15 protein-coding genes are annotated in these 20,696 nt (G+C 40.9%); 7 read left to right on the forward strand and 8 right to left on the reverse strand.

What is annotated here, in order from left to right:
• Positions 1–122 precede the first annotated feature (122 nt).
• Complete coding sequence (locus ACGHEH_RS12690; RefSeq protein WP_390445932.1) at positions 123–4,895, forward strand: hypothetical protein; 4,773 nt, start codon at positions 123–125, stop codon at positions 4,893–4,895.
• Between the two features lie 237 nt (positions 4,896–5,132).
• A complete protein-coding gene (topA, locus tag ACGHEH_RS12695) occupies positions 5,133–7,778 on the forward strand; it encodes a type I DNA topoisomerase (protein WP_390445935.1) in 2,646 nt (881 codons plus the stop codon).
• A gap of 349 nt (positions 7,779–8,127) precedes the next feature.
• Here the strand turns inward: topA and ACGHEH_RS12700 are convergent, their stop codons facing one another.
• From ACGHEH_RS12700 to ACGHEH_RS12710, 3 genes are read right to left on the reverse strand one after another with little or no spacing between them, the layout of a single operon-like run.
• Positions 8,128–9,393: a hypothetical protein gene (locus tag ACGHEH_RS12700; protein ID WP_390445938.1), complete on the reverse strand. Its 1,266-nt coding sequence runs from the start codon at positions 9,391–9,393 to the stop codon at positions 8,128–8,130.
• Positions 9,390–10,229, reverse strand: coding sequence for an ABC transporter ATP-binding protein (locus ACGHEH_RS12705; protein WP_390445941.1), 840 nt, complete (start codon positions 10,227–10,229; stop codon positions 9,390–9,392). Before ACGHEH_RS12705 ends, ACGHEH_RS12700 begins: the two co-directional genes overlap by 4 nt.
• Before the next feature lie 2 nt (positions 10,230–10,231).
• Positions 10,232–10,606 carry a GntR family transcriptional regulator gene (locus tag ACGHEH_RS12710; protein WP_390445944.1) on the reverse strand — a complete coding sequence of 125 codons (375 nt, stop codon included), beginning with the start codon at positions 10,604–10,606 and terminating at the stop codon, positions 10,232–10,234.
• A 92-nt stretch (positions 10,607–10,698) separates the two neighbouring features.
• Between ACGHEH_RS12710 and ACGHEH_RS12715 the strand changes: the two genes are divergently transcribed.
• From ACGHEH_RS12715 to ACGHEH_RS12730, 4 genes are all read left to right on the forward strand, one after another.
• Positions 10,699–12,219, forward strand: a complete 1,521-nt coding sequence (locus tag ACGHEH_RS12715) for an alpha/beta fold hydrolase (protein WP_390446033.1) — start codon at positions 10,699–10,701, stop codon at positions 12,217–12,219.
• 3 nt (positions 12,220–12,222) lie between these two features.
• Positions 12,223–12,957, forward strand: a complete 735-nt coding sequence (locus ACGHEH_RS12720) for an ATP-binding cassette domain-containing protein (RefSeq protein ID WP_349286042.1) — start codon at positions 12,223–12,225, stop codon at positions 12,955–12,957.
• On the forward strand, positions 12,954–14,090 hold the full coding sequence (locus tag ACGHEH_RS12725) for an ABC transporter permease (RefSeq protein WP_390445947.1): 1,137 nt from the start codon (positions 12,954–12,956) through the stop codon (positions 14,088–14,090). Before ACGHEH_RS12720 ends, ACGHEH_RS12725 begins: the two co-directional genes overlap by 4 nt.
• A 152-nt stretch (positions 14,091–14,242) precedes the next feature.
• Positions 14,243–15,007, forward strand: a complete 765-nt coding sequence (locus ACGHEH_RS12730) for a class II glutamine amidotransferase (RefSeq protein ID WP_349286090.1) — start codon at positions 14,243–14,245, stop codon at positions 15,005–15,007.
• Between the two features lie 69 nt (positions 15,008–15,076).
• Here ACGHEH_RS12730 and ACGHEH_RS12735 read toward each other — a convergent pair whose 3' ends face one another.
• The 5 genes from ACGHEH_RS12735 to cmoA all read right to left on the reverse strand — a co-directional run bounded on the left by ACGHEH_RS12735 (position 15,077) and on the right by cmoA (position 19,352).
• The gene (locus ACGHEH_RS12735; RefSeq protein WP_390445950.1) at positions 15,077–15,829 is read right to left on the reverse strand and encodes a DUF3108 domain-containing protein; all 753 of its coding nucleotides are present in this window, start codon (positions 15,827–15,829) and stop codon (positions 15,077–15,079) included.
• Positions 15,774–16,421, reverse strand: a complete 648-nt coding sequence (gene purN, locus ACGHEH_RS12740) for a phosphoribosylglycinamide formyltransferase (RefSeq protein ID WP_390445952.1) — start codon at positions 16,419–16,421, stop codon at positions 15,774–15,776. Before purN ends, ACGHEH_RS12735 begins: the two co-directional genes overlap by 56 nt.
• The gene (gene purM / locus ACGHEH_RS12745; RefSeq protein WP_058029576.1) at positions 16,421–17,473 is read right to left on the reverse strand and encodes a phosphoribosylformylglycinamidine cyclo-ligase; all 1,053 of its coding nucleotides are present in this window, start codon (positions 17,471–17,473) and stop codon (positions 16,421–16,423) included. The genes purN and purM overlap by 1 nt, the downstream gene beginning before the upstream one ends.
• A gap of 174 nt (positions 17,474–17,647) precedes the next feature.
• Complete coding sequence (gene cmoB / locus ACGHEH_RS12750) at positions 17,648–18,616, reverse strand: tRNA 5-methoxyuridine(34)/uridine 5-oxyacetic acid(34) synthase CmoB (protein ID WP_390445954.1); 969 nt, start codon at positions 18,614–18,616, stop codon at positions 17,648–17,650.
• 10 nt (positions 18,617–18,626) lie between these two features.
• Positions 18,627–19,352: a carboxy-S-adenosyl-L-methionine synthase CmoA gene (gene cmoA / locus ACGHEH_RS12755; RefSeq protein ID WP_390445956.1), complete on the reverse strand. Its 726-nt coding sequence runs from the start codon at positions 19,350–19,352 to the stop codon at positions 18,627–18,629.
• A gap of 590 nt (positions 19,353–19,942) precedes the next feature.
• Between cmoA and ACGHEH_RS12760 the strand changes: the two genes are divergently transcribed.
• Entirely contained in the window at positions 19,943–20,647 is a 705-nt protein-coding gene (locus ACGHEH_RS12760) for a DUF3334 family protein (RefSeq protein WP_390445958.1), read from the forward strand.
• The last annotated feature ends 49 nt before the right edge of the window (positions 20,648–20,696 follow it).

Consider the following 20,696-nt stretch of genomic DNA (forward strand, 5'->3'; position numbering starts at 1 on the left):
CAGCATGGTGCTCTTAGGCCAAAAAAAAACGTTAAATAGTTAAGAAAAAGTTGTGATTTTTAATCACTTTATAAGGTAATATGAGGAGATAATAATTTTAATTCAGCTAGGGAGAGGGGGTAATGCCTTTGATGCGCTGGTTTAGCATTTTGTTGTTTTCCTTATTAGCCACAGCTTGTGGCGGCGGTGGAACAATAGATAAAACGAACAATAATACTGGAGATGGTAGTTCTTCAAGCGATTATCAACTTACGTTATCGATTTTAGAGCAAACGACACAGCTTTCTCTAGAGACACCCCTAACAATTGAAGCAACGCTGAGGAATGACGGAACGGCTGTAGCCAATACTCGAATTAACTTCGCGGCTGACGAATATGCGCGTTTTGATGGTCCTGCATCTGTGTTGACCAACAGTGAAGGTAAAGCAACGGTCAAGCTACTACCAACAAATCAGGAAGGTGCTGGTGAAATCACGGCTTCTGCATCAGTGTCTGAAGTTACAGTAGAACAAAGCATTGATTATTCAGGCATGGGCGATGGTGGGCTGCGGATAACAACAGATATTGTTGATCTTTCAGGAAACCTAATAAGCGCGGAAAATCCACTAAGCCAAACGAAAAGCGCTTTAGTTCGTACTACACTCTTATTTGACGGCAATCCTCGAGTAGGCGAGACGATAGATTTCCAATTAGACTCACTTGCAGCTACAAATAGTAACGCTAAAGTTGAGACCAATTCTCAGGGTATTGCTGTTTTAGCAATTCATGCTACGAAAGAAGTCGGTGTCGGTGAGGTTATCGCCAGCTACCAAGAAGCGCAATCAGTGGCCAACTTTACAACTTCAGGTAACCCTTTTTATGGTGAAGAAATTTATGCTATTAACTTAAGTGGTACCAACGCTGCAACTGGTGAATCTCTTTCTAATTTAAGTGTTGCAACCCCCATCACTTTAGAGGCTACGCTTCTATTAAACGGTCAAGCTTTAAGTAATCAAACAGTTGAATTTTCAGGGGATAACACTTCTGAGCTACAAAGAACATCTGGGTTAACAGATGCTGATGGAAAAACATCAACGGTTTTAAAGGCAAATACGGTTAAAGGCTTTGGTATTGTTAATGTTACTTTTACGCCTCAATCTGGCGCACCAGTTACTGAAAGCTTTAACTATACATCCATAGGGGATGGTGGCATTCAAATGAGCCTGTCAGTGCTTGACAGTGAAGGGAATGAGATAAATGAGACTAATCCTCTCAGTGTGTCAAAACCTGCAATTGTAACTGTTAAAGTAGTTGAAGATCAGGTTGAAAAACCTGGCGCTATTGTAGAAGTGGATTCAGGAACTCAAGCTTCATTAGACTTCTCAAGCCGATTAACGCAAGCAAATGGCGAGGCTATGTTTATTCTAAAGCCTAATACAGAAAAAGGGCTTGGAATTATTACTGCGACTTACAAAGGTACAAGTCAATCACCTTCTACAGACAGTATTAATGTACAAAATACGTACTTTTCTATGGGGTTTAGTACAGATAGTATTGCCATTGATATTATGATTACTGACTCAACTGGTAATGCAATAACAGATACGAATAGAATTGGTGAAAACAAAGATGCATTTGTAACTATTTCTCTCACTGAAGGTAACACCCCTCTTGCCAACAAATTCATTACTGTTGATGTGGGTGAAAAAGGCGTTACCGTCCCGAGTGATGGCCTAGTTGTGACCGACACGAATGGACAGGCCAGACTAGTACTACAAGCTAACACCCAAACTGGTGCTGAAGCACTAACCGCTACATATACGCATAATGATGATTCAGACGTTGTGGGTGTTGAACCGTATTATACTGATGGTAATCCAAAGTTTGATATTGACCCTTACAAATTTGTATTCGTAGCAAAAAACGAAAGTGACTCGAATGTTTCTAATCAGTTATCAGGAACTAATCCGCTCATTTTAGAAGCTCAACTACTTTTCAATAACTCACCAGTAGCAAACAGCCGAGTTAGGTTTACGGTTGATGAGTTTGCAACGTTGGATCACAAATCAGGTTCAATTTTGACTGATAGCCAAGGTGTCGCATCAGTTCGTTTGCTTGATAACGACCTCGAAGGTGCTGGTCGGGCAACAGTGACCTTTGAAAAAGAAGATGGTGACTTAGAAGCAACGCTTGATTTCAACAGTGCTGGCACTGGTGGTATTAAGTTAACTGTCGGCCTAGTATTAGACGAGGACGGTCAGCCGATTACTTCTGAAAACCCAGTTTCAGCAAGAACTAATGGCTATGTTACAGTCACTCTGACTGAAAACAACCAACCCATAGACAATGCCTTAATCCTAGTTCAAGGAGATGCTATTGCAACTACTCGCCCTAGCAACGGTAAAATTGCGACTGACTCAAATGGTGAAGCGACTTTTGAGCTTATACCAACAACTGAAGCTGGTTTAGGTGAATTTACTGTAACCTATCAACAAACCGAAAATCTTAGTTTTACTGAAGGTGCGTTTTTTCATTCTTCTGGTAACCCAAGAGAAGAAACAAGTACTTACGACATAGACATTAGAATATTGACTGGTTGTAATGACGATTGGGATGCAAATCGTGAAACAGCAGAGCTAGACCCTAATGACGTAAATACTGGCTGCACTGACTCTAGCCGAATTAGTTCCAATGAACTTGCTGAGGTATTTGTTAAGCTTTCATCTAAACAAAGCGGTACAGCTTTAACTCGTGAAATTGTAAATGTATCAACAACCATTGGTCAGATCTTACCAAGTAGTGGCACAGCCTTGACCGATGAATTTGGTGTAGCTTTATTAAAGCTTCAGCCAGGTGATAGCGGTGGTGCAGGTACTGTATCTGCAACTTATGATGGTGAGACAAACACCAGTAACTTCTCTGTAGGGGTGGTCGATTTAGAAATCAGTCTAGATAACGGACTAGATGAGGGCGTTACCGAACTTAAATCTGGTGGAAGTACAGTTATTACAGCAACGCTTCGTGATGAAGAAGGTAATTTATATCTAACTCCAGCCGACGTAAACTTCTCTTCTGTCTGTGCTGCGAATGAAGAAGCACAACTTGATGCGCAAGTTAAATCATCAAATGGTGAGGCTACAGCAACCTACCGAGCGAATGGTTGTAGCATTACAGATACGATTACTGCAACTGTCGAAGCGGGTGGAAATAACTTTGTTAATTCAATCGAATTGACAGTCAGCGAGTCGCCAGCGCAAGCCCTCAAGTTTTTAACCACCAATGAAAACTTTGAGCAGTTTATTGCACTACCGCCAGGTGAAGGTGGCGCGCCAACATTATCAGTCGTAGAATTTCAACTTTTAGATGAAGACACAAATCCGATTAAACAAAAGCGTATCGACTTCAGGCTTACTGACAGTATTGGTGCTGCAGGCTTAACACAATCGTCTAGCAGTACTGATAATGAAGGTAAAGCGCAAACGACAGTGACGTCAGGTCTAGTACCTGGACCATTAGTGGTCCAAGCTTGTTATATTCCTGACAACTTAATTGAGCAAGTTGAGGGCACAAATCAACAAGTAACTTGTTGGCCAGATGAGTTTGATCGCTGTGATGCTGATCCTCGCCCTGATGATTGCCCTGAGGGGGGTTATGTACTTGTGCCAGTTTCTGAGCAAATTACAGGCGTGTCTTCAAGAATTCTTTTAAGTTCTGGTGTTACAGACCAAGATAGCTTTGACGCAGCACCAGTGACACTCAACCTAAACTCTTTATCACATGTTGGTGCTACAGTAGACATTAACATCTTCTTTGGTGATCAATTTAACCAACTAAGTGGTGATGGGGTTACTGCGACCGTTCAGTCTGAAACAGGAGTGGTGGGTACGTTCGATGGTGAGCAATTTAATGAGCTTTATAATTGCCAAAGTACAGATGCAACGTGTACTTTAACGTGGCGAAATCAAGGCGATGCCCCATTCTCTGGAAGTGAATGGCAAAATACCATCGCAGATGTTTGCGATACCTACTTTGGCGTGTCTGCCCCATGTATTGGCACTTATCCAACCACAAAAGATGGCAGAAACATCATCCGCGGTGGCCGAGTAAGCTTCTTAGTGACAGCAAAAGGGCAAGAAACGTTTGTTGATAAGCCGGGCACAAATAACCGTAATGGTCGATTTGATGAAGGTGAATACCACTCTGCATTTGATCTGCCTGAAGCATTTTTAGACATAAATGATAACGGCACTTTTGATGCACAAAGCTGTATAGAATCTGATCCTGATAATGACCCTTGTGCGCCAGCAAACAGTGACGGTGGGCATAATGAGATTTTCAGAGACATCAATAACAATGGTACTTATGATAGTGCTGACGGTATTTACAATGGTCTATTGTGTAGCGAGGGTGCTCAAGAAGCGGGGGCTTGTTCAAAAGAGCTAATTGAGGTTCGCAAACAATTCAGCATTGTAATGTCAGGTGATACGCCTTATGTGCGTTTTGCAGTTCCGGCTTCTTATGGTGGTGCGGATTGTGCTTCTCAAAACGGACTTACCCTTGAGGCATCAGACAACTCAACTTACTGTGACATCTCGTCTGTAACATTAGGCGATGCTGGTGTTGAAAGTGTGCCTGTTTATATCTTTTATTCGGATATAAACGGAAATCCATTGCCAGCCGGTACTGAAATAGAGATATCAACCACCAATGGTAAATTAGATTTAGCAGGTGGTGATGCAGTTGTACCTAATGAATTTAGCAACCAAACAAGCTTTTCAATTGCAAACTTGAGCCGTGAAGTAGAGTCAAACGGTCAAGAAGTAGGTCTTCTGTCTGTTCAGTTTACCTTCACTAAACCTGATGGCACTAATGAGGTAATATCCTACTCACTAGGCGTGAATGACGCCAACCCATAACCCTACTTGAAAAAATGCCAACCTAACGGTTGGCATTTTTGTATTGTTTCTATTATATTGCGCAGCTTAGTTATTGCTTGATACATTTTTGCTTAAAATTGCAACAAAAATTGTGTAATTAATCATTAATCAGCTAAAACTTTGTATTAAAAGCTTGTAACAATAGGTGTTTGTAGATATACCTATAAATATTCACGCCCGATGGGCATACACCAAGATGAGTCAGAATAGGCAGCTATGGGCAAATCGTTAGTAATTGTAGAGTCACCTGCAAAGGCGAAAACAATTAATAAATACTTAGGCAAAGACTACATTGTTAAATCAAGTGTAGGTCATGTGCGCGACCTTCCGACCTCAGGTGCAGGTAAAACAAAAGGGGTTGCGACCAAATCTCCGGCAGAAGTAAGAAAAATGTCGCCGGAAGAAAAAGCCACATATAAGAAGAACAAAGATTACGCAAATCTAGTCGCTCGTATGGGTATCGACCCTGAACAAGGGTGGGAGCCACATTACGAAGTACTTCCAGGCAAAGAAAAAGTCGTACAAGAACTTAAAAAACTCGCAGAAAATGCTGACCACATCTATCTCGCAACCGATTTGGATAGAGAGGGAGAGGCAATTGCTTGGCACCTTGAAGAAATCATTGGTGGTGAGCCAGAAAAGTATAAGCGGGTTGTTTTCAACGAAATTACCAAAAACGCGATTCAGCAAGCTTTCGAAGCACCTGGGCAACTCAATACAGACATGGTCTATGCGCAACAAGCACGCCGTTTCTTGGACCGTGTTGTTGGTTTCATGGTTTCACCTTTATTATGGCAGAAAGTCGCTCGTGGTTTGTCTGCGGGCCGAGTACAGTCAGTTGCAGTAAGACTATTGGTAGAACGTGAACGTGAAATCAAAGCGTTTATTCCAGAAGAGTATTGGGATATTCACGCTGATACAAAAACCAAAGCTGAAGATGTTCGCTTTGCTGTGACTAAGTTCCAAGGCCAAGCGTTTAAGCCAGTAAACGAAGCTCAAGCTATGGCGGCGGTTAATACTATCGAGTCTTCTTCATTAAGTGTTGTTAAAGTAGAAGAAAAGCCAAGCAAGAGTAAGCCAAGCGCGCCATTCATCACATCGACGATGCAGCAGGCTGCAAGTACGCGCTTAGGTTATGGTGTTAAGAAGACCATGATGTTGGCTCAGCGTCTTTATGAAGCTGGTTACATTACGTATATGCGTACTGATTCAACCAACCTTTCGAATGACGCGGTTGCAATGTGTCGTAACTATATTACTGACAACTTTGGTAATAAGTACTTACCAGAGAATCCGATAAAATACAGTGCAAAAGGCAATGCGCAGGAAGCGCACGAAGCAATTCGCCCATCTGATGTAAATGTATTGTCAGGCCATGTAGAAGGCGTTGATGCTGATGCTAAAAAGCTATATGAGCTTATTTGGCGTCAATTCGTAGCGTGTCAAATGACGCCAGCAGAATACGACTTAACAACCATTACGGTTGGTGCGGGTGATTACACGCTAAAAGCCCGTGGTCGAGTACTACGTTTTGATGGTTGGACTAAAGTACAGCCGTCAGTGCGTAAGAAAAATGAAGAAGATCAATCGCTACCAGCGGTAGAGGTGGGTGATAATGTTGACCTAATTGCTTTAGACCCTAAGCAGCACTTTACTAAGCCACCTGCACGTTACTCTGAAGCAAGTTTAGTAAAAGAGCTTGAAAAACGTGGTATCGGTCGTCCTTCAACATACGCAGCAATTATTTCAACCATTCAAGACCGTGGTTATGTACGGGTTGAAAACCGTCGCTTCTTTGCTGAAAAAATGGGTGAGATCGTTACTGACCGATTAGTAGAGAACTTCAACGATCTAATGAACTTCGACTTCACCGCGAAGATGGAAGGGCGCTTAGATGACATCGCTGAAGGCGAGCGTATTTGGACTCAGGTACTTGATAAATTTTACGCTGATTTCAAAGAGCAGTTAGAAGTTGCTGGTGGTGATGAAGAAAATGGCGGTATGCGTCAGAACGTCATGGTTGAGACGGATATTGATTGTCCGACCTGTAATCGCAAGATGGGTATTCGCACGGCTTCTACAGGAGTTTTCTTAGGCTGTACAGGTTATAATTTACCGCCGAAAGAGCGCTGTACGACAACTATGAACTTAGTTTCTGGTGATGAAGCGGTTGCGGCAGATGTAGAAGACGTTGAAACTGAAACCCTGATGCAGATGAAACGTTGCCCAATTTGTGAAACAGCGATGGATTCTTATCTAATTGATGAAACCCGTAAGCTTCATGTTTGTGGTAACAACCCAGGTTGTAGCGGTTATATCGTTGAACAAGGCACGTTTAAGATCAAAGGCTATGACGGTCCAGTTATTGACTGTGATAAGTGTGGTTCAGAGATGCAGCTTAAATCAGGTCGATTTGGTAAGTATTTCGGTTGTACTAACGAAGACTGTAAAAACACGCGTAAACTTCTTAAAAGCGGTGAGCCAGCGCCACCGAAAGAAGATCCCGTTCATTTACCAGAACTACCTTGTGAAAAGTCTGAAGCGTATTTTGTATTACGTGATGGTGCCTCGGGTATCTTCTTAGCGGCACACACATTCCCTAAATCTAGGGAGACACGTGCGCCTAAAGTCGCAGAGCTAAAACAGTTTAGAGATAGAATTTCACCTAAGTTCTATTACCTTGCGGATGCACCTGAAAAAGATTCAGATGGTAATTTAGCCGTTGTTCGCTACTCGCGTAAAACTAAGACACAGTATGTAATGACTGAAGTTGAAGGTAAAGCGACTGGCTGGAAAGCAACGTATGAAAACGGTAAATGGGTTGAAGAAGATAAGCCAAAAAAGAAAAAGGCTGCTAAGTAATACTCTTTAGCTTTTAATTGTTAAAACCCGAGCTCAGCTCGGGTTTTTTATATGTGTTGTTACGTCATCGCATACTAATCCATTTGATCAATTGAGCTATTTTGAGGTAAGGAAAAGATGCCGATAACCCCGAGCACTACTCCAGCTATCCATGGGGCAACTACTTTCATAAAGGTAAGAAAAATTTATATGTAGTGTTGGAGTGGAACATTCGCGTAACAGCGTATACTTTTCAACAACATTATTTCGCTGACGTTGGGGTAGTTTAAAAGTTTGTGTAGATATGAACCTTTGTTTAAATCGTTAAGTTAGCGGCCATATAGACCGCTTAAATTGAGAAAAATATTGGCTAAAGGTTGGTATATAAGTGTTTAGACGAATTACGATTGGCAAAACAGGCAACGATAAAATAGCAGCAAGCTAAAGCAAGACTCCCTGTTGAGACCTCTTCTGTCTCAACAACAACACCAGTAATTGCCAGTACAAAGCCCAATGTAAAGACCAGAGCAATACTAAAGAAAGCTGTCTTTTTACAATAGTTACCCACTGAAAAACATAAGAGTACGCCTGCGGTATTTACCAATGCATAAGCAGCAGTTAATCTGAAATTCGGCTCATCGAATCTGAGAAACTCTATGGTTCCAGCCAGTGACAAAGAGCAAACCAGTATACAAAGCGCATACTTTTCACATGCTTTTGCATAGGCTGTTTTCGCTTCATTGACACTGCTGTAAATGGGTAAAGTGATCAATGTTCCCCATGCTTGTTGCCTCTGTATTCTTGTCCATAAGATCATAAAAGCAAGAATGCACACAAGATTAGAAAATATAAACAAGCTAGGTCTGCCCGCTACATAAAAGTAATTTAAGGTAAGTAAGGCAACAAATATTATTAGCAAGAGTACAGTGTATTGTATGAGCGAGCGGCCCATAAAATAGCTCAATGGGAAAAAGAGTTTATTTAATCCTTGTCCATATCCCTTTAAAAAACCTTTAGGAATAGGAGACCAACCTGATTGAAGTGCATGCTTATAGTCAACGAGCGCTTGAGCTTGCCATTTGAACGCTGTACCAAAGTGTTTTCTAAACAGCACTAAATTAATGTTTAAGATCACAGCTAAAACGGCTAACCAAGTAGGTACTTCTTTAAAAGCAACTGTAAAACCAATTATTGCAAAGAAAAAATAGGCACTCGAGTTAAACATTTTGCTCGTAACTCGGCACTTTAAATAAAACAAAGTGCCTATTAAAACCGAGACACTTAGCAATTTAAGTACGTCATATTGTTCAAAAATAATTGCACTTGCAAGCAAGACTACATGTGGCGCAAAAATAATGATATTGCCTTGTTTAACTATGTGGTCAGTATAACCAGGTACTAAACTATGCCACTCTGTGGCTTGCAGGCGAATGCTTTGCCAAGAGACTGAAGCGAAAGCACAAATACTGGTAAAACAGATTGTAAATGGCAGCGCCTCGCTTACCCCTTTCGCCATAACAAGAACACTGATAATGACAAAAATAAACATGGGTAGCAGGTAGTTTAAGCTGCCGCACTCTTTGAACCAATAGGCATAAAATCCTTTATGCCAAGTGCGGTTTAGCGTATTACTCATGCGTGCAACTCCACAAATAACTGCTCAAGAGATAATGTCGAAACATGATTTACACCAGCAATATTTTGGTCTTGGTATCCCGAGATGATTGCTGCGTTATTCTGTTTGTTAAGAATATCAAAGTCACTTAAATTGACCGACGATTCGTTGGAGAAACTTATTTTCCGTACTGATGTCTTGAGTTCATCTAATTCGTTAAAGAGTTTGATTTCGCCGTCTTTAACAAGTGCAACATGGGTCGCGACTCGTTCAATATCTGAAGTGATATGTGTTGAGAAGATAACTCCAGAGCCTGATTCGAGCGATAGGTCAAAAAGATCAAGCATAAACTCTCGACGTGCGATAGGGTCTAAGCTGGCCACAGGTTCATCTAAAATAAGTAGTTTAGGCCGATATGCCATAGCCATGATTAAAGCAAGTGCTTGCCGTTGGCCAATTGATTGGTTTTCAACCATATCATCAGGATTTAATTCAAAACGTTTTAGCCAATCTAGCTCGAGTGTATTATCCCACTTGCTATAAAAACTTGAGTGTAAATCTAACGCTTCTCTAATCGAAAAACCTTCATATCCAAATGCTTGTTGTGGTACATAGCCTACTTGTGATTTTAATTCTGCATTTAATTGAGTTGGGTCTTCCCCGAGGGTAAATACTTCGCCCGTATCTACCTCAATAAGTCCAAGGGCACTGCGCAAAAGGGTGGTTTTACCAGCGCCATTTTTACCAAGTAAACCCACAACCATGCCAGGCTCTATGATTAGATCGATATTTTTTAACACCATTTTTTGATTAAATATCTTATGAACGTTTTTATATTCTAAAAGGGCGGTTGTCATTATTATTGCTCCCATCTTTGTGAGATTATGTCATTTAGTTCGTTCACGGTTACACCAAGCTGTTTTGCCTGCTGTATTAGTTGATCTACCCCTTCATAAAGAAGTGTTTGACCTTGTTCTGTTGATTGAGGTTGCTGCTCTGCAACTCGTGTAGGTTGGCCCCTTCGCCTTTCTAACCAACCTTGATCTACAAGCATGCCAATAGCCCGTGACACTGTCATCGGGTTCACGGTGAAATATTCTGCAATTTTTCTAACGGATGGCAACTCTTCTCCAGCTTGTATTTGGCCACCAACAATTAAACGCACGACTTGTTCGTGTAACTGCTTATAAATTGGATCGCCACTACTGGGGTTGACATTAATAAATTCTAGCATTAATCTAAACTCACTGTATTAATACAATAATACACCAATACACTAAGTTAAAAGTATCATAGTGTGTGTAAAAAGCAACAAGGAACTCAATGATGAGCAGAAGTAACATGACAAAAATAGGTCTTTTTAAGTTAGCGGCTTTGCCGTTAATGATGGGGCTTTCATCTTCAGCTAATGCAGAGCAAGATAACAAAGTAAAACCAGAACTTACTCCATGTTATGCAAAGGGTTTAGATGACAGATTATTATGCGGGAGTATTAAGCAGCCAGTTTCAGACAACCCTGCGGACGGTGAAATAGACATTCATTTTGCAATCATTCCTGCAATCAAGCCGAGTAAACCTGATGAAGCCGTACTTGGTTTTGCTGGTGGTCCAGGCCAATCAGCCACAGAGTTAGCGGCTATTTTTGATAGAAACTTGCGTTTTGCACGTGAATCTAGAGATATATTATTAGTTGATCAACGTGGCACAGGTAAATCTAATAAACTGCAATGCGATGGAGCAGACTTAATATCTCAATTTGAGTTCAATGATTTAACCGAAGATATGGTTGCTTTTGGCAAAGAAGACACACAAAAGTGTAAAGACAAACTGAATACTGATTTATCTCATTATTCAACTGTTGCGGCGGCAAAAGACTTCGAAGCAGTTAAAGAAGCGTTAGGTTATAAAGGCCTTCATCTATACGGCGTGTCGTATGGTACACGTATAGCGCAAGAATACACTCGTCAATTCCCGGGTTCAGTGCTTACCAGTACGCTAGATGGTGTTGTGCCTATGCAGCAAAGCCTAGCGGCAATAGGTAAGGCGATTGATGATTCGATGAATGCTTTACTTGATAGATGTGAAGCAGATGCAAATTGCTCAAAAAGTTACCCGAATCTTAAAGCGAACTTCTACAAGTTACTTGATAAATTAGATGAACAAGCCATTGAAACAACCGTTCGTCATCCAAGAACACATAAGAAGATAAACTTAGTACTGACCAAAATGAAGGTATTTAGCACTGTACGTATGGCCTTATACAGTCACACCACGCGTGCATTAGTACCTTTAGCAATTAGTGAAGCCTTGAATGGTGATTATTCACCGATTGTAGGTCTACTTTCTTCGACAGATATGATGGATAGTATGGCGATGGGCATGCACAGTGCAATAGTTTGCTCTGAAGATTGGCCAAGCTTAACCGATGCATCTCGCGCAGAACACGGTCAAGCCTATACGGGACGAATGATGATTGAAGGGTTTGATTTAGCTTGTCCTATTTGGGATGCCAAACCGGTAGATAAATCTTTCTATGAACCAGTTAAAACAGATATTCCTACGCTCTTATTATCAGGTGGTTTAGATCCGGCTACACCGGTAAGTTGGGCTGAAATGGCAATGGTTGAAATGAGTAATGCTAAACACCTGATTGCTGAGAGCGCAACTCACGGTGTGGTATCACAAACCTGTGCTGCGAGTATCGTCGGTAAATTCATTGGCTCGAATGGGACTGAAGAATTAGACGCGACTTGTTTAGAAAAAGACAATCGCAAACAGTTTTTTATGAACTTAAATGGTGTTGCATTTCATGCAGACAGTGGTTCTGAATCGGGTACAAAGGAGTAAGAGATGATTTCTGTAAATAACCTAGAAAAGAAAATCGGTTCAGTAAAAGCCATGAATAACCTGAGCTTTACTGCACAAAATGGCAAAATTACAGGTTTGCTGGGACCAAATGGTGCAGGCAAAACCACCTGTTTACGTACCGTATTTGGTTTATTAAAAGCTGACAGTGGCAATGCGGAGATTGACGGCATTGATGTCGCAAAAGAGCCGATGGCTGCAAAACAAAAATTGGGCTTGTTTCCAGATCCATGTGGTTTATACGAGCGTTTAACACCGCGCGAGTACATTCAATTCTATGCTGAACTAAGTGGCATGGAAACGGGTGTTGCAAAAGCTGCAACCCAAGATGTTTTAAGTAAATTAAAAATGGACGACATTGCTGACAGACGTTGCCAAGGCTTTTCACAAGGTCAGCATATGAAAACGGCGCTGGCACAAGCAATCGTACATAAACCAACCAATATTATTCTTGATGAGCCAACTCGAGGTCTTGACGTAATGAGCACGCGTATTCTTCGTGAGTTATTACTAATGCTGAAAGAGCAGGGGCACTGCGTGCTGTTTTCAAGCCATGTAATGCAAGAAGTGGCAGCACTGTGTGATCATGTTGTGGTAATGGCGAAAGGGCAAGTTGTGGCAGAAGGCTCGCCAGCTGAATTATGCGAGCGAACCGGCAAAGAAAGCCTAGAAGAAGCGTTTATTGAATTAATAGGTAGTGATGAAGGAATTGCAGCATGATGAAGTTACTGTCAGTTTTATTTAAAAAAGAAGTATTGGATGCGAGCCGTGACAAGCGTTCGGTAATGGCAGGTTTATACTATGCTATTGGTTCACCCATCCTTATGTGTTTACTATTTTCAGTGATGTTAAAGCAAATTGCCTCACCAGAAGATTTAAAAATTACTATTAAAAACGCAGAGCAGGCTCCTAACCTAGTTCAATATCTTGAAAGTAAAGAAATTGTGCATGGTACAGGCGACGACGTTAAAGATATCGTGTTAGAGATTAGCGATGATTTTGCTGTAAAGATGTCTGAAGGCCGCCCTGCAACGGTTACTGTTATTGCAGATAAGTCTAATGATAAGTTACGTAAGTCAATTTCACGATTAGAGCGCTCACTCGCACGTTATAACTCTGAAGTGGCAGGTTTACGTCTATTGGCAAGAGGTGTTGACCCAACGCTTATGAGAGCCGTTGATGTACAAGTGCATGATCAAGCAACACCTGATTCTAAAGGCGGTATCTTCTTAGGTGTTGCGACGCTATCGATTGTATTGACGCTGTTTTATGCGGCAATGAACCTAGCTATTGATACCAGTGCCGGTGAACGTGAGCGTAATTCAATCGCGCTTCTTTTAAGTCACCCAATTAGTACATTACAAATTGTAATGGCTAAGTCTGGCGCGATTGCAACATTCTCGATGCTAGGTCTTGCACTTATCTTAGTGGTTTCAAAGTTTGCCTATGGCATGGTGCCTTGGGAACAGCTTGGTTTCAGTGTTAACTTAAGCATTGAATTTATGTTGTTCTGCTTTGTGATTGGTTTACCAATTGCGTTGATGTCAGCAAGCTTACAAGTATTTGTGTCTTTTATGGCTAAGTCGTTCAAAGAAGCGCAAACCTATGTAACCATGGTTTTATTCGTACCTATGGGTCTAAGCATGATAACTACCTATGATGTCGCCATAGACTTTGTACAGTGGCTACCAATCGCGGCACAGCAATACGCTATGATTGAATTTATCAAAGGTAATGATATTCCTGTCGCACAGCTGGCATTATCAACATTGGTTACTTTAGGACTATTCGGTGTATTTAGTTACCTAAGTAGCCGCATGCTGAAAAGTGAAAAAGTGGTATTCGGTTTATAGTCAATTAAAAACTCTCCCAACCAGCCCCGTGTTTTACGGGGCTTTTTTATAAGCTCGATTAATTGGTTATATAAACCTTAACTTTCCTAGTGTTAACCCTTTTCGAATACTGTCATAATATGCGTGGTTTTATTTGTTTTTGGATTTATTAAATGTGTGAACTTCTTGGCATGTCAGCTAATGTGCCTACGGACATTTGTTTTAGTTTTTCTGGTCTCTTAGAGCGCGGTGGTAATACAGGTCCTCATAAAGATGGCTGGGGTATTACATTTTATGAGGGCAAAGGGTGTCGTACTTTTAAAGATCCAGAGCCAAGTTGCACATCTGAAATTGCAAAACTAGTCAAAGCTTACCCGATTAAAAGTGTTTCGGTAATTAGCCATATTCGTCAGGGTAATCGTGGTCGCACGTGTTTAGAAAATACACATCCGTTCACACGAGAGCTTTGGGGTCGCGAAATTACCTATGCACACAATGGCCAACTTTCGAATTACCAAGATTTAAAACCAGAATTTTATAAACCTGTTGGCAATACCGACAGTGAGCTGGCATTTTGTTGGATCTTAGACAAAATCCGCGAGAAGTATCCAAAACGTCCTTCGAATATGGCGTCGGTGTTTCGCTATGCTGCCAAGCTCGCTAACGAATTAAGAGAGAAGGGCGTCTTCAACATGCTACTGACAGATGGTGTGTTTGTTTTGGCATTCTGTACAAATAATTTGCATTGGATCACCCGAAGAGCACCATTTGGTAAAGCGACTTTAATTGATGCAGATATGGTTGTTGATTTTCAACAAGAGACGACACCAAACGATGTGGTTACTGTGATTGCAACTCGGCCACTGACTAACGATGAGCAATGGCAAAAGATGGAGCCTGGCGAATTTGCGTTGTTTAAGTTAGGCGAAAAAATCTAGCATTTTACAGTGCCAAAAAAGCAAAAAGCCAAGCGAATGCTTGGCTTTTTACTATCTCTGTAAGTCTCTCTATTTGTCATACTGTTTTAGCTGGACTTGGAATTGTTCAATCCCCTCTTTACCCTTATACATTTTTACAAGTAAGTAATCATACTCTGGGGCAAACCAAGCTGTTGCTTGTCTTTTGTTATTATCATAGAGACGCTTAACTCTAATTGTTTCAACATTACCAATAGGCAGTGTAATGGTTTCTTTTCCATCAACTTCAAAATCATAATTACGCTGATTGCCATTTTTATCTATGATCGGATAACTAAATGAAGTTTTTCCAGCTTTTAAATCTTGTCGCAATTGAAATTGATAAGTGAGTAGATCTTTTTGGTCTGCTTTCCAGTCAATTTTTAGCGGATGTTTATTTTTGCTTGAAAAGATTTGCTTCTTATTTTGATCAAATACTAGGTTGTATTGTTTATCTGGCCCAGTACCTTTTCGCGACATTGAGTATTCAAGTGGGATTGCCTGATTTTCACTCATTTTGAACTTTGCGCGTTCGTTTCGTTCATCAGAGAAAATCATCCACTCAATATCACTCTGATAAGTCAGTACATAAGTATTGTCAGTGTTCTTTGTTAATTCACGAAGTGCGCTGCCTTGAACTGAACCTTTGCGGCTCACTTCATATTCTGCGCGATAGGGAGTAAGCGTATCGGCAAAAACCGATGTTGAGAAAATAGCGCTTAGTGCAATAAACCAAGCGCTAATATTTTTATTCTGGGTAGTGCGCGCCTTGCGGTGGAAGGGGTTGATTGTCAAAAACGGCATAGTCTGCTTCCATTGTTAGTCTCTGTTCGCTGAACCATTGGACCGCCAAAGGATAGATTATATGTTCTTGTTCGTGAACCCGCTGGGCAAGTGACTCTGCCGTATCATCTGCTAAAATTGGTACTTTAGCTTGTAAAACAACAGGTCCACCGTCTAATTCTTCTGTTACAAAGTGGACACTTACGCCATGCACGTCGTCTTTTGCATCTATTGCTCTTTGGTGGGTATTCAGCCCTTGGTACTTAGGCAACAAAGAAGGATGAATGTTCAACATTTTTCCTTTAAATTTTTGCACTAAGCTAGGAGTAAGAATACGCATAAATCCAGCTAATACAACTAGAGCCGGGTCAAAAGAGTCAATTAATTGTGCAAGTTGTGCATCATAGTCTTCGCGTGATGCGAAATCTTTGTGGCTAAGAACACAGGTTTCAATGCCTGCGTTCTCTGCGCGTGTTAGGCCGTAAGCATCGGCCTTATTGCTGATAACAGATACAACATCACCACTAATTTGCTTACTTTGGCAAGCATCCATAATGGCTTGCAGGTTTGACCCGCTGCCTGAAATCAAAACAACAATACGCGATGCTGACATTACTCAGCACCACCAATGATTTCTACTTGTTCTTCACCTGCAGCAGCAGTTTGAATTTCACCGATGTGCCACGCGTCTTCACCTTGTGCTTTTAATATCTCAAGGCTCTGCTCAAGTTTGTCAGCAGGAACAACTAAGATCATACCAACACCACAGTTGAAAGTACGGTACATTTCGTGCGTTTCAATGTTGCCGTTTTCTTGTAGCCAGTTGAACACTGCAGGCCATTGCCAGCTATCACCTTTAACAACTGCTTTTGCTGATTCAGGCAATACACGAGGAATGTTTTCCCAGAAACCACCACCAGTGATGTGAGAAAGTGCGTGTACGTCTACGTCTTTTAGTAGTTCTAAGATAGATTTAACGTAGATACGCGTAGGTTCCATTAGGTGCTCGCCTAATGTTTTGCCTTCGAATTCTGAATTTGTATCTGCGCCTGATACTTCTAGCACTTTACGAATAAGCGAGTAACCGTTTGAGTGAGGGCCGCTTGAAGCAAGTGCGATAAGTTGGTCGCCAGCTGCTACTTTAGTACCGTCGATGATTTTTGATTTCTCTACAACACCAGTACAGAAGCCTGCCATGTCATAATCATCACCTTCGTACATACCTGGCATTTCAGCAGTTTCACCACCGATAAGTGCACAGCCAGAAAGCTCACAACCTTTACCAATGCCAGTTACTACATCAGCAGCAACGTCAACGTCTAGTTTGCCTGTCGCATAGTAGTCAAGGAAAAATAGTGGCTCAGCACCTTGAACGATAAGGTCGTTTACACACATTGCAACTAGGTCGATACCTACTGTGTCGTGCTTTTTAAGATCGATAGCAAGGCGAAGTTTTGTACCAACACCATCTGTGCCAGCAACTAATACAGGCTCTTTATAACCAGTTGGAAGTTCGCATAGTGCACCAAAACCACCGATGCCACCCATTACTTCTGGGCGACGAGTTTTTTTCACTACGCCTTTAATGCGCTCAACTAGTGCGTTACCCGCATCAATATCAACGCCAGCGTCTTTGTAGCTAAGAGACTGTTTATTCTCGCTCACAGGTTTTCCTCAAATTTGCTAATAGGGGTTGCTTAGAAACGCGCGTATTTTACAACAATTGCTTAAGTGGGGCTAGTTGAATCTAAGTGGTAAGGACAGATATCCTTCACAAATAAAATACGCAGCCAATTATGCTGCGTATTTTTAAAGCAATATGTACTTAGATAATGTTTATTAAGCTTCGGCGATAATTATCGCGCGAAGTGGTGCAGGGTAACCCTCAATGGTTTTAGTTGGGTCGTTCGGGTCAAGGAAATCAGCCAGAGACTCTGTTTCCATCCACTCAGTACGTCTTTGCTCATCTAATGATGTTATGTCTTCATTCACAACTCGAATATTTTTGAACCCGACGCGCTCAAGCCATAAGGTTAATGCTGCTGCGCTTGGAATAAACCAGACATTACGCATTTTCGCATAGCGATCTGTAGGTACTAATACAGTATGTACATCGCCTTCAACCACCAGTGTTTCTAATACAAGTTCGCCACCTTTGCGTAATTGGGCTTTCAGCTGCGCTAGAAAATCAATCGGAGAGCGTCTGTGGTATAAAACACCCATTGAAAAAACCGTATCAAAGGCTTTGAGTTCAGGTAATTGTTCAACACCTAGGGGTAAAAGGTGTACGTTTTCATCTCGGTTAAAATGTTTTATGGCTTGGAATTGCGATAAAAATAAGTCTGATGGGTCAATACCAACGACAAATTCAGCACCCGCACCTTTCATGCGCCATAAATGATAACCTGAGCCACAGCCGATATCTAAAACAGTACGTCTATGAAGTGGGCTGATGTGCTGAACTAAGCGGTCCCATTTCCAATCACTGCGCCACTCAGTATCAATGTGAATACCATGGATATGAAAGGGGCCTTTTCGCCACGGCATCATGCGCTTTAGTAAGTGAGTAAGTTGCTTTGTGTGACCTTCAGATAACTCTGTTTCTAAACCAAACTCGACTTTATCGGTGATATTAACATGCTGCGTGTTTGATTCTGGTAGGTTCTTAAGTACCTTTTCCCATTTCGGCCAATCACCATGTTGGGCTTCTTTTTGCCAATGTGTTAATTGCGCCGGAAGTGTATTTAACCAGTGACTAAGAGGCCCTTTAGCAATGGCCGCATAAAAATCTGTAAACCAAGTATTCATTTTAATTCCGTTATTTAATCGCAACCATTGAGCAAAAGTTGAAGCATTGATACCAAACCTGAGTTTGACTGAAGCCAATATCAGATAAGCGCGTCAAATGAGTGCTCAATAAATCTGTGCGCATCACATTTTCTATAGCTGTACGTTTTTGACTTATTTCTAATTCTGAATAGCCGTTATGACGTTTAAAATCGTGATGCAAGTCAATGAGTAAATTATCAACCTGTTCATTTTCTCCACGAAATTTCTCGCTGAGAAGAAGCACACCTCCAGGCTTAAGGCTGTTGTAAATCTTCTCTAGTAATGCTCGGCGCTGTTCTGGTGGAATAAATTGTAAGGTAAAGTTCATAGCAACAACGCTGGCATTTTCAAGATTAATATCATTGATATCGGCTAAGTTTACATCAACAGGCACGTCGGATTTAAAACCTTTTAGATGAAGTTTACAGCGCTCTACCATAGGTTCAGAGTTATCAATGGCGATAATCGTACAGTTTTCTTTTTCGATATTGCGACGCATGCTCAAAGTCACCGCACCCAAAGAGCAACCTAAATCGTATAAATTAGAATTACTTTGTGCAAATTGACCTGCAAGTTTGCCCATGGTGCTGACGATTGTTGCATAACCAGGCACGGAGCGTTGGATCATGTCCGGAAAAACTTCGACGACATTGGCATCGAAAGTAAAGTCTTTCACTTCAATTTGATTGGCGTAAATGCTGTCTTTGCCAGTCACTGTTTGTCTCTCTTTAAAAATAATGTGGGTATTTTAGCATTTTTGAAAAATTAGTCAGGGGTAAATTGCGTAAGAGTAAATAGGTTAAAAAATTGAATTGTTTTATTAAAAATTTGCTTAAAATGTCGATGTGATCAATTATTAATCTACTGAAGTGGGCTATTCTCTAGTCATGTAATGCGATGCAAGGAACTCAGCATGTTGTTTTTAAAACTATGCGATTTTTTTCACAAATTTCGATCTCTTTACATAGCTCTTTGGCTTTTAATTATATTTACAATTATAGGCAGTACTTATTATTCAATCGCATTAGATAAAACTGAAAGTATCGCCGTTATGGTGGTTTGTTTATTGATGACTTGGCCACTTGCAAGAATTTCACGACTAAACAAGACAAGATACAAATAAACGCTAACGCAATTTTCAGATATGAAGGGTTTAGTCACTATTTAATAGTTTCAGAGCCTAAGCTAGTTTAATAATTGTTCTATTAGTGTAACGAATGACTTTATTCGCTACATTATTGTTGTAAGTTATTAACTTGTCACATATCTTATCTGTAAGTTCGGTTAGATAAGAAAGAGAAAAAAATGGCGAGAAACAAAGTGATTAGCACAGAAGATATTTTATCAACCCTGTGTCACTCGGTGACCGAAGTTTTATCCTCAGCAAGTGGCAATCAAATTTCATATTCAGCAATGGTACAAAAAATTACGCGTACTTGCATGCGACCTGATATTGGTTGTTTTGTACTTTTTGATGGTGGCTTTACAGGACTTGTTGTGATGAACTTCACCCAGCAAGCTGCGATGGAAATTTACCAAGATTACATGCGCAACATGGGTATGCCTGAAGAAGAAATTGCACACAGCCACTTGTCTGATGACGTATCAAACGTGTTAGGTGAATTAATGAACCAAATGGTCGGTGATTTCACTGGTAAGGTTCGTGAACAACTTCATACCTCTATTACACAGAATCAGCCGAAGATGATGGCGATTAACAAACAGGTGCAAATTTCTGTAGACACGACGATGGACCGCCCTCAAGCGCGTCGTGTAACGTTTACTACACAAAATCAAAATATCTTCTATCTTGAACTAGCGATGGACAAGACTGAGTTTATTAAACTGCATGATTTTGATATTACCGAATCTGTTGACCCAGATTCAATTATTGAAAGTCAAGCTAAAGTTAATAAAGCGAAGAAAGATACTTCTAAAACAAAAGCAGCTGCCAACAATGATGTGAGCGATGATGCTGATGATGACTTTTTAGCTGAGTTAGGTTTGTAATAAGTTAAAGTTTAAACAGATAAGCAGGCGCAGCCTGCTTTTTTTGTGC

The sequence above is a fragment of the Pseudoalteromonas sp. MTN2-4 genome, assembly GCF_042848605.1.
GTDB lineage: Bacteria > Pseudomonadota > Gammaproteobacteria > Enterobacterales > Alteromonadaceae > Pseudoalteromonas.

What these genes read in the sequence shown, in the direction of transcription:
- ACGHEH_RS12690 (WP_390445932.1), top strand. Translation starts at nt 123, where the DNA reads ATGCCTTTGATGCGCTGGTTTAGCATTTTGTTGTTTTCCTTATTAGCC.
- topA (WP_390445935.1), top strand. Translation starts at nt 5,133, where the DNA reads ATGGGCAAATCGTTAGTAATTGTAGAGTCACCTGCAAAGGCGAAAACA.
- ACGHEH_RS12700 (WP_390445938.1), bottom strand. Translation starts at nt 9,393, where the DNA reads ATGAGTAATACGCTAAACCGCACTTGGCATAAAGGATTTTATGCCTAT.
- ACGHEH_RS12705 (WP_390445941.1), bottom strand. Translation starts at nt 10,229, where the DNA reads ATGACAACCGCCCTTTTAGAATATAAAAACGTTCATAAGATATTTAAT.
- ACGHEH_RS12710 (WP_390445944.1), bottom strand. Translation starts at nt 10,606, where the DNA reads ATGCTAGAATTTATTAATGTCAACCCCAGTAGTGGCGATCCAATTTAT.
- ACGHEH_RS12715 (WP_390446033.1), top strand. Translation starts at nt 10,699, where the DNA reads ATGAGCAGAAGTAACATGACAAAAATAGGTCTTTTTAAGTTAGCGGCT.
- ACGHEH_RS12720 (WP_349286042.1), top strand. Translation starts at nt 12,223, where the DNA reads ATGATTTCTGTAAATAACCTAGAAAAGAAAATCGGTTCAGTAAAAGCC.
- ACGHEH_RS12725 (WP_390445947.1), top strand. Translation starts at nt 12,954, where the DNA reads ATGATGAAGTTACTGTCAGTTTTATTTAAAAAAGAAGTATTGGATGCG.
- ACGHEH_RS12730 (WP_349286090.1), top strand. Translation starts at nt 14,243, where the DNA reads ATGTGTGAACTTCTTGGCATGTCAGCTAATGTGCCTACGGACATTTGT.
- ACGHEH_RS12735 (WP_390445950.1), bottom strand. Translation starts at nt 15,829, where the DNA reads ATGCCGTTTTTGACAATCAACCCCTTCCACCGCAAGGCGCGCACTACC.
- purN (WP_390445952.1), bottom strand. Translation starts at nt 16,421, where the DNA reads ATGTCAGCATCGCGTATTGTTGTTTTGATTTCAGGCAGCGGGTCAAAC.
- cmoB (WP_390445954.1), bottom strand. Translation starts at nt 18,616, where the DNA reads ATGAATACTTGGTTTACAGATTTTTATGCGGCCATTGCTAAAGGGCCT.
- ACGHEH_RS12760 (WP_390445958.1), top strand. Translation starts at nt 19,943, where the DNA reads ATGGCGAGAAACAAAGTGATTAGCACAGAAGATATTTTATCAACCCTG.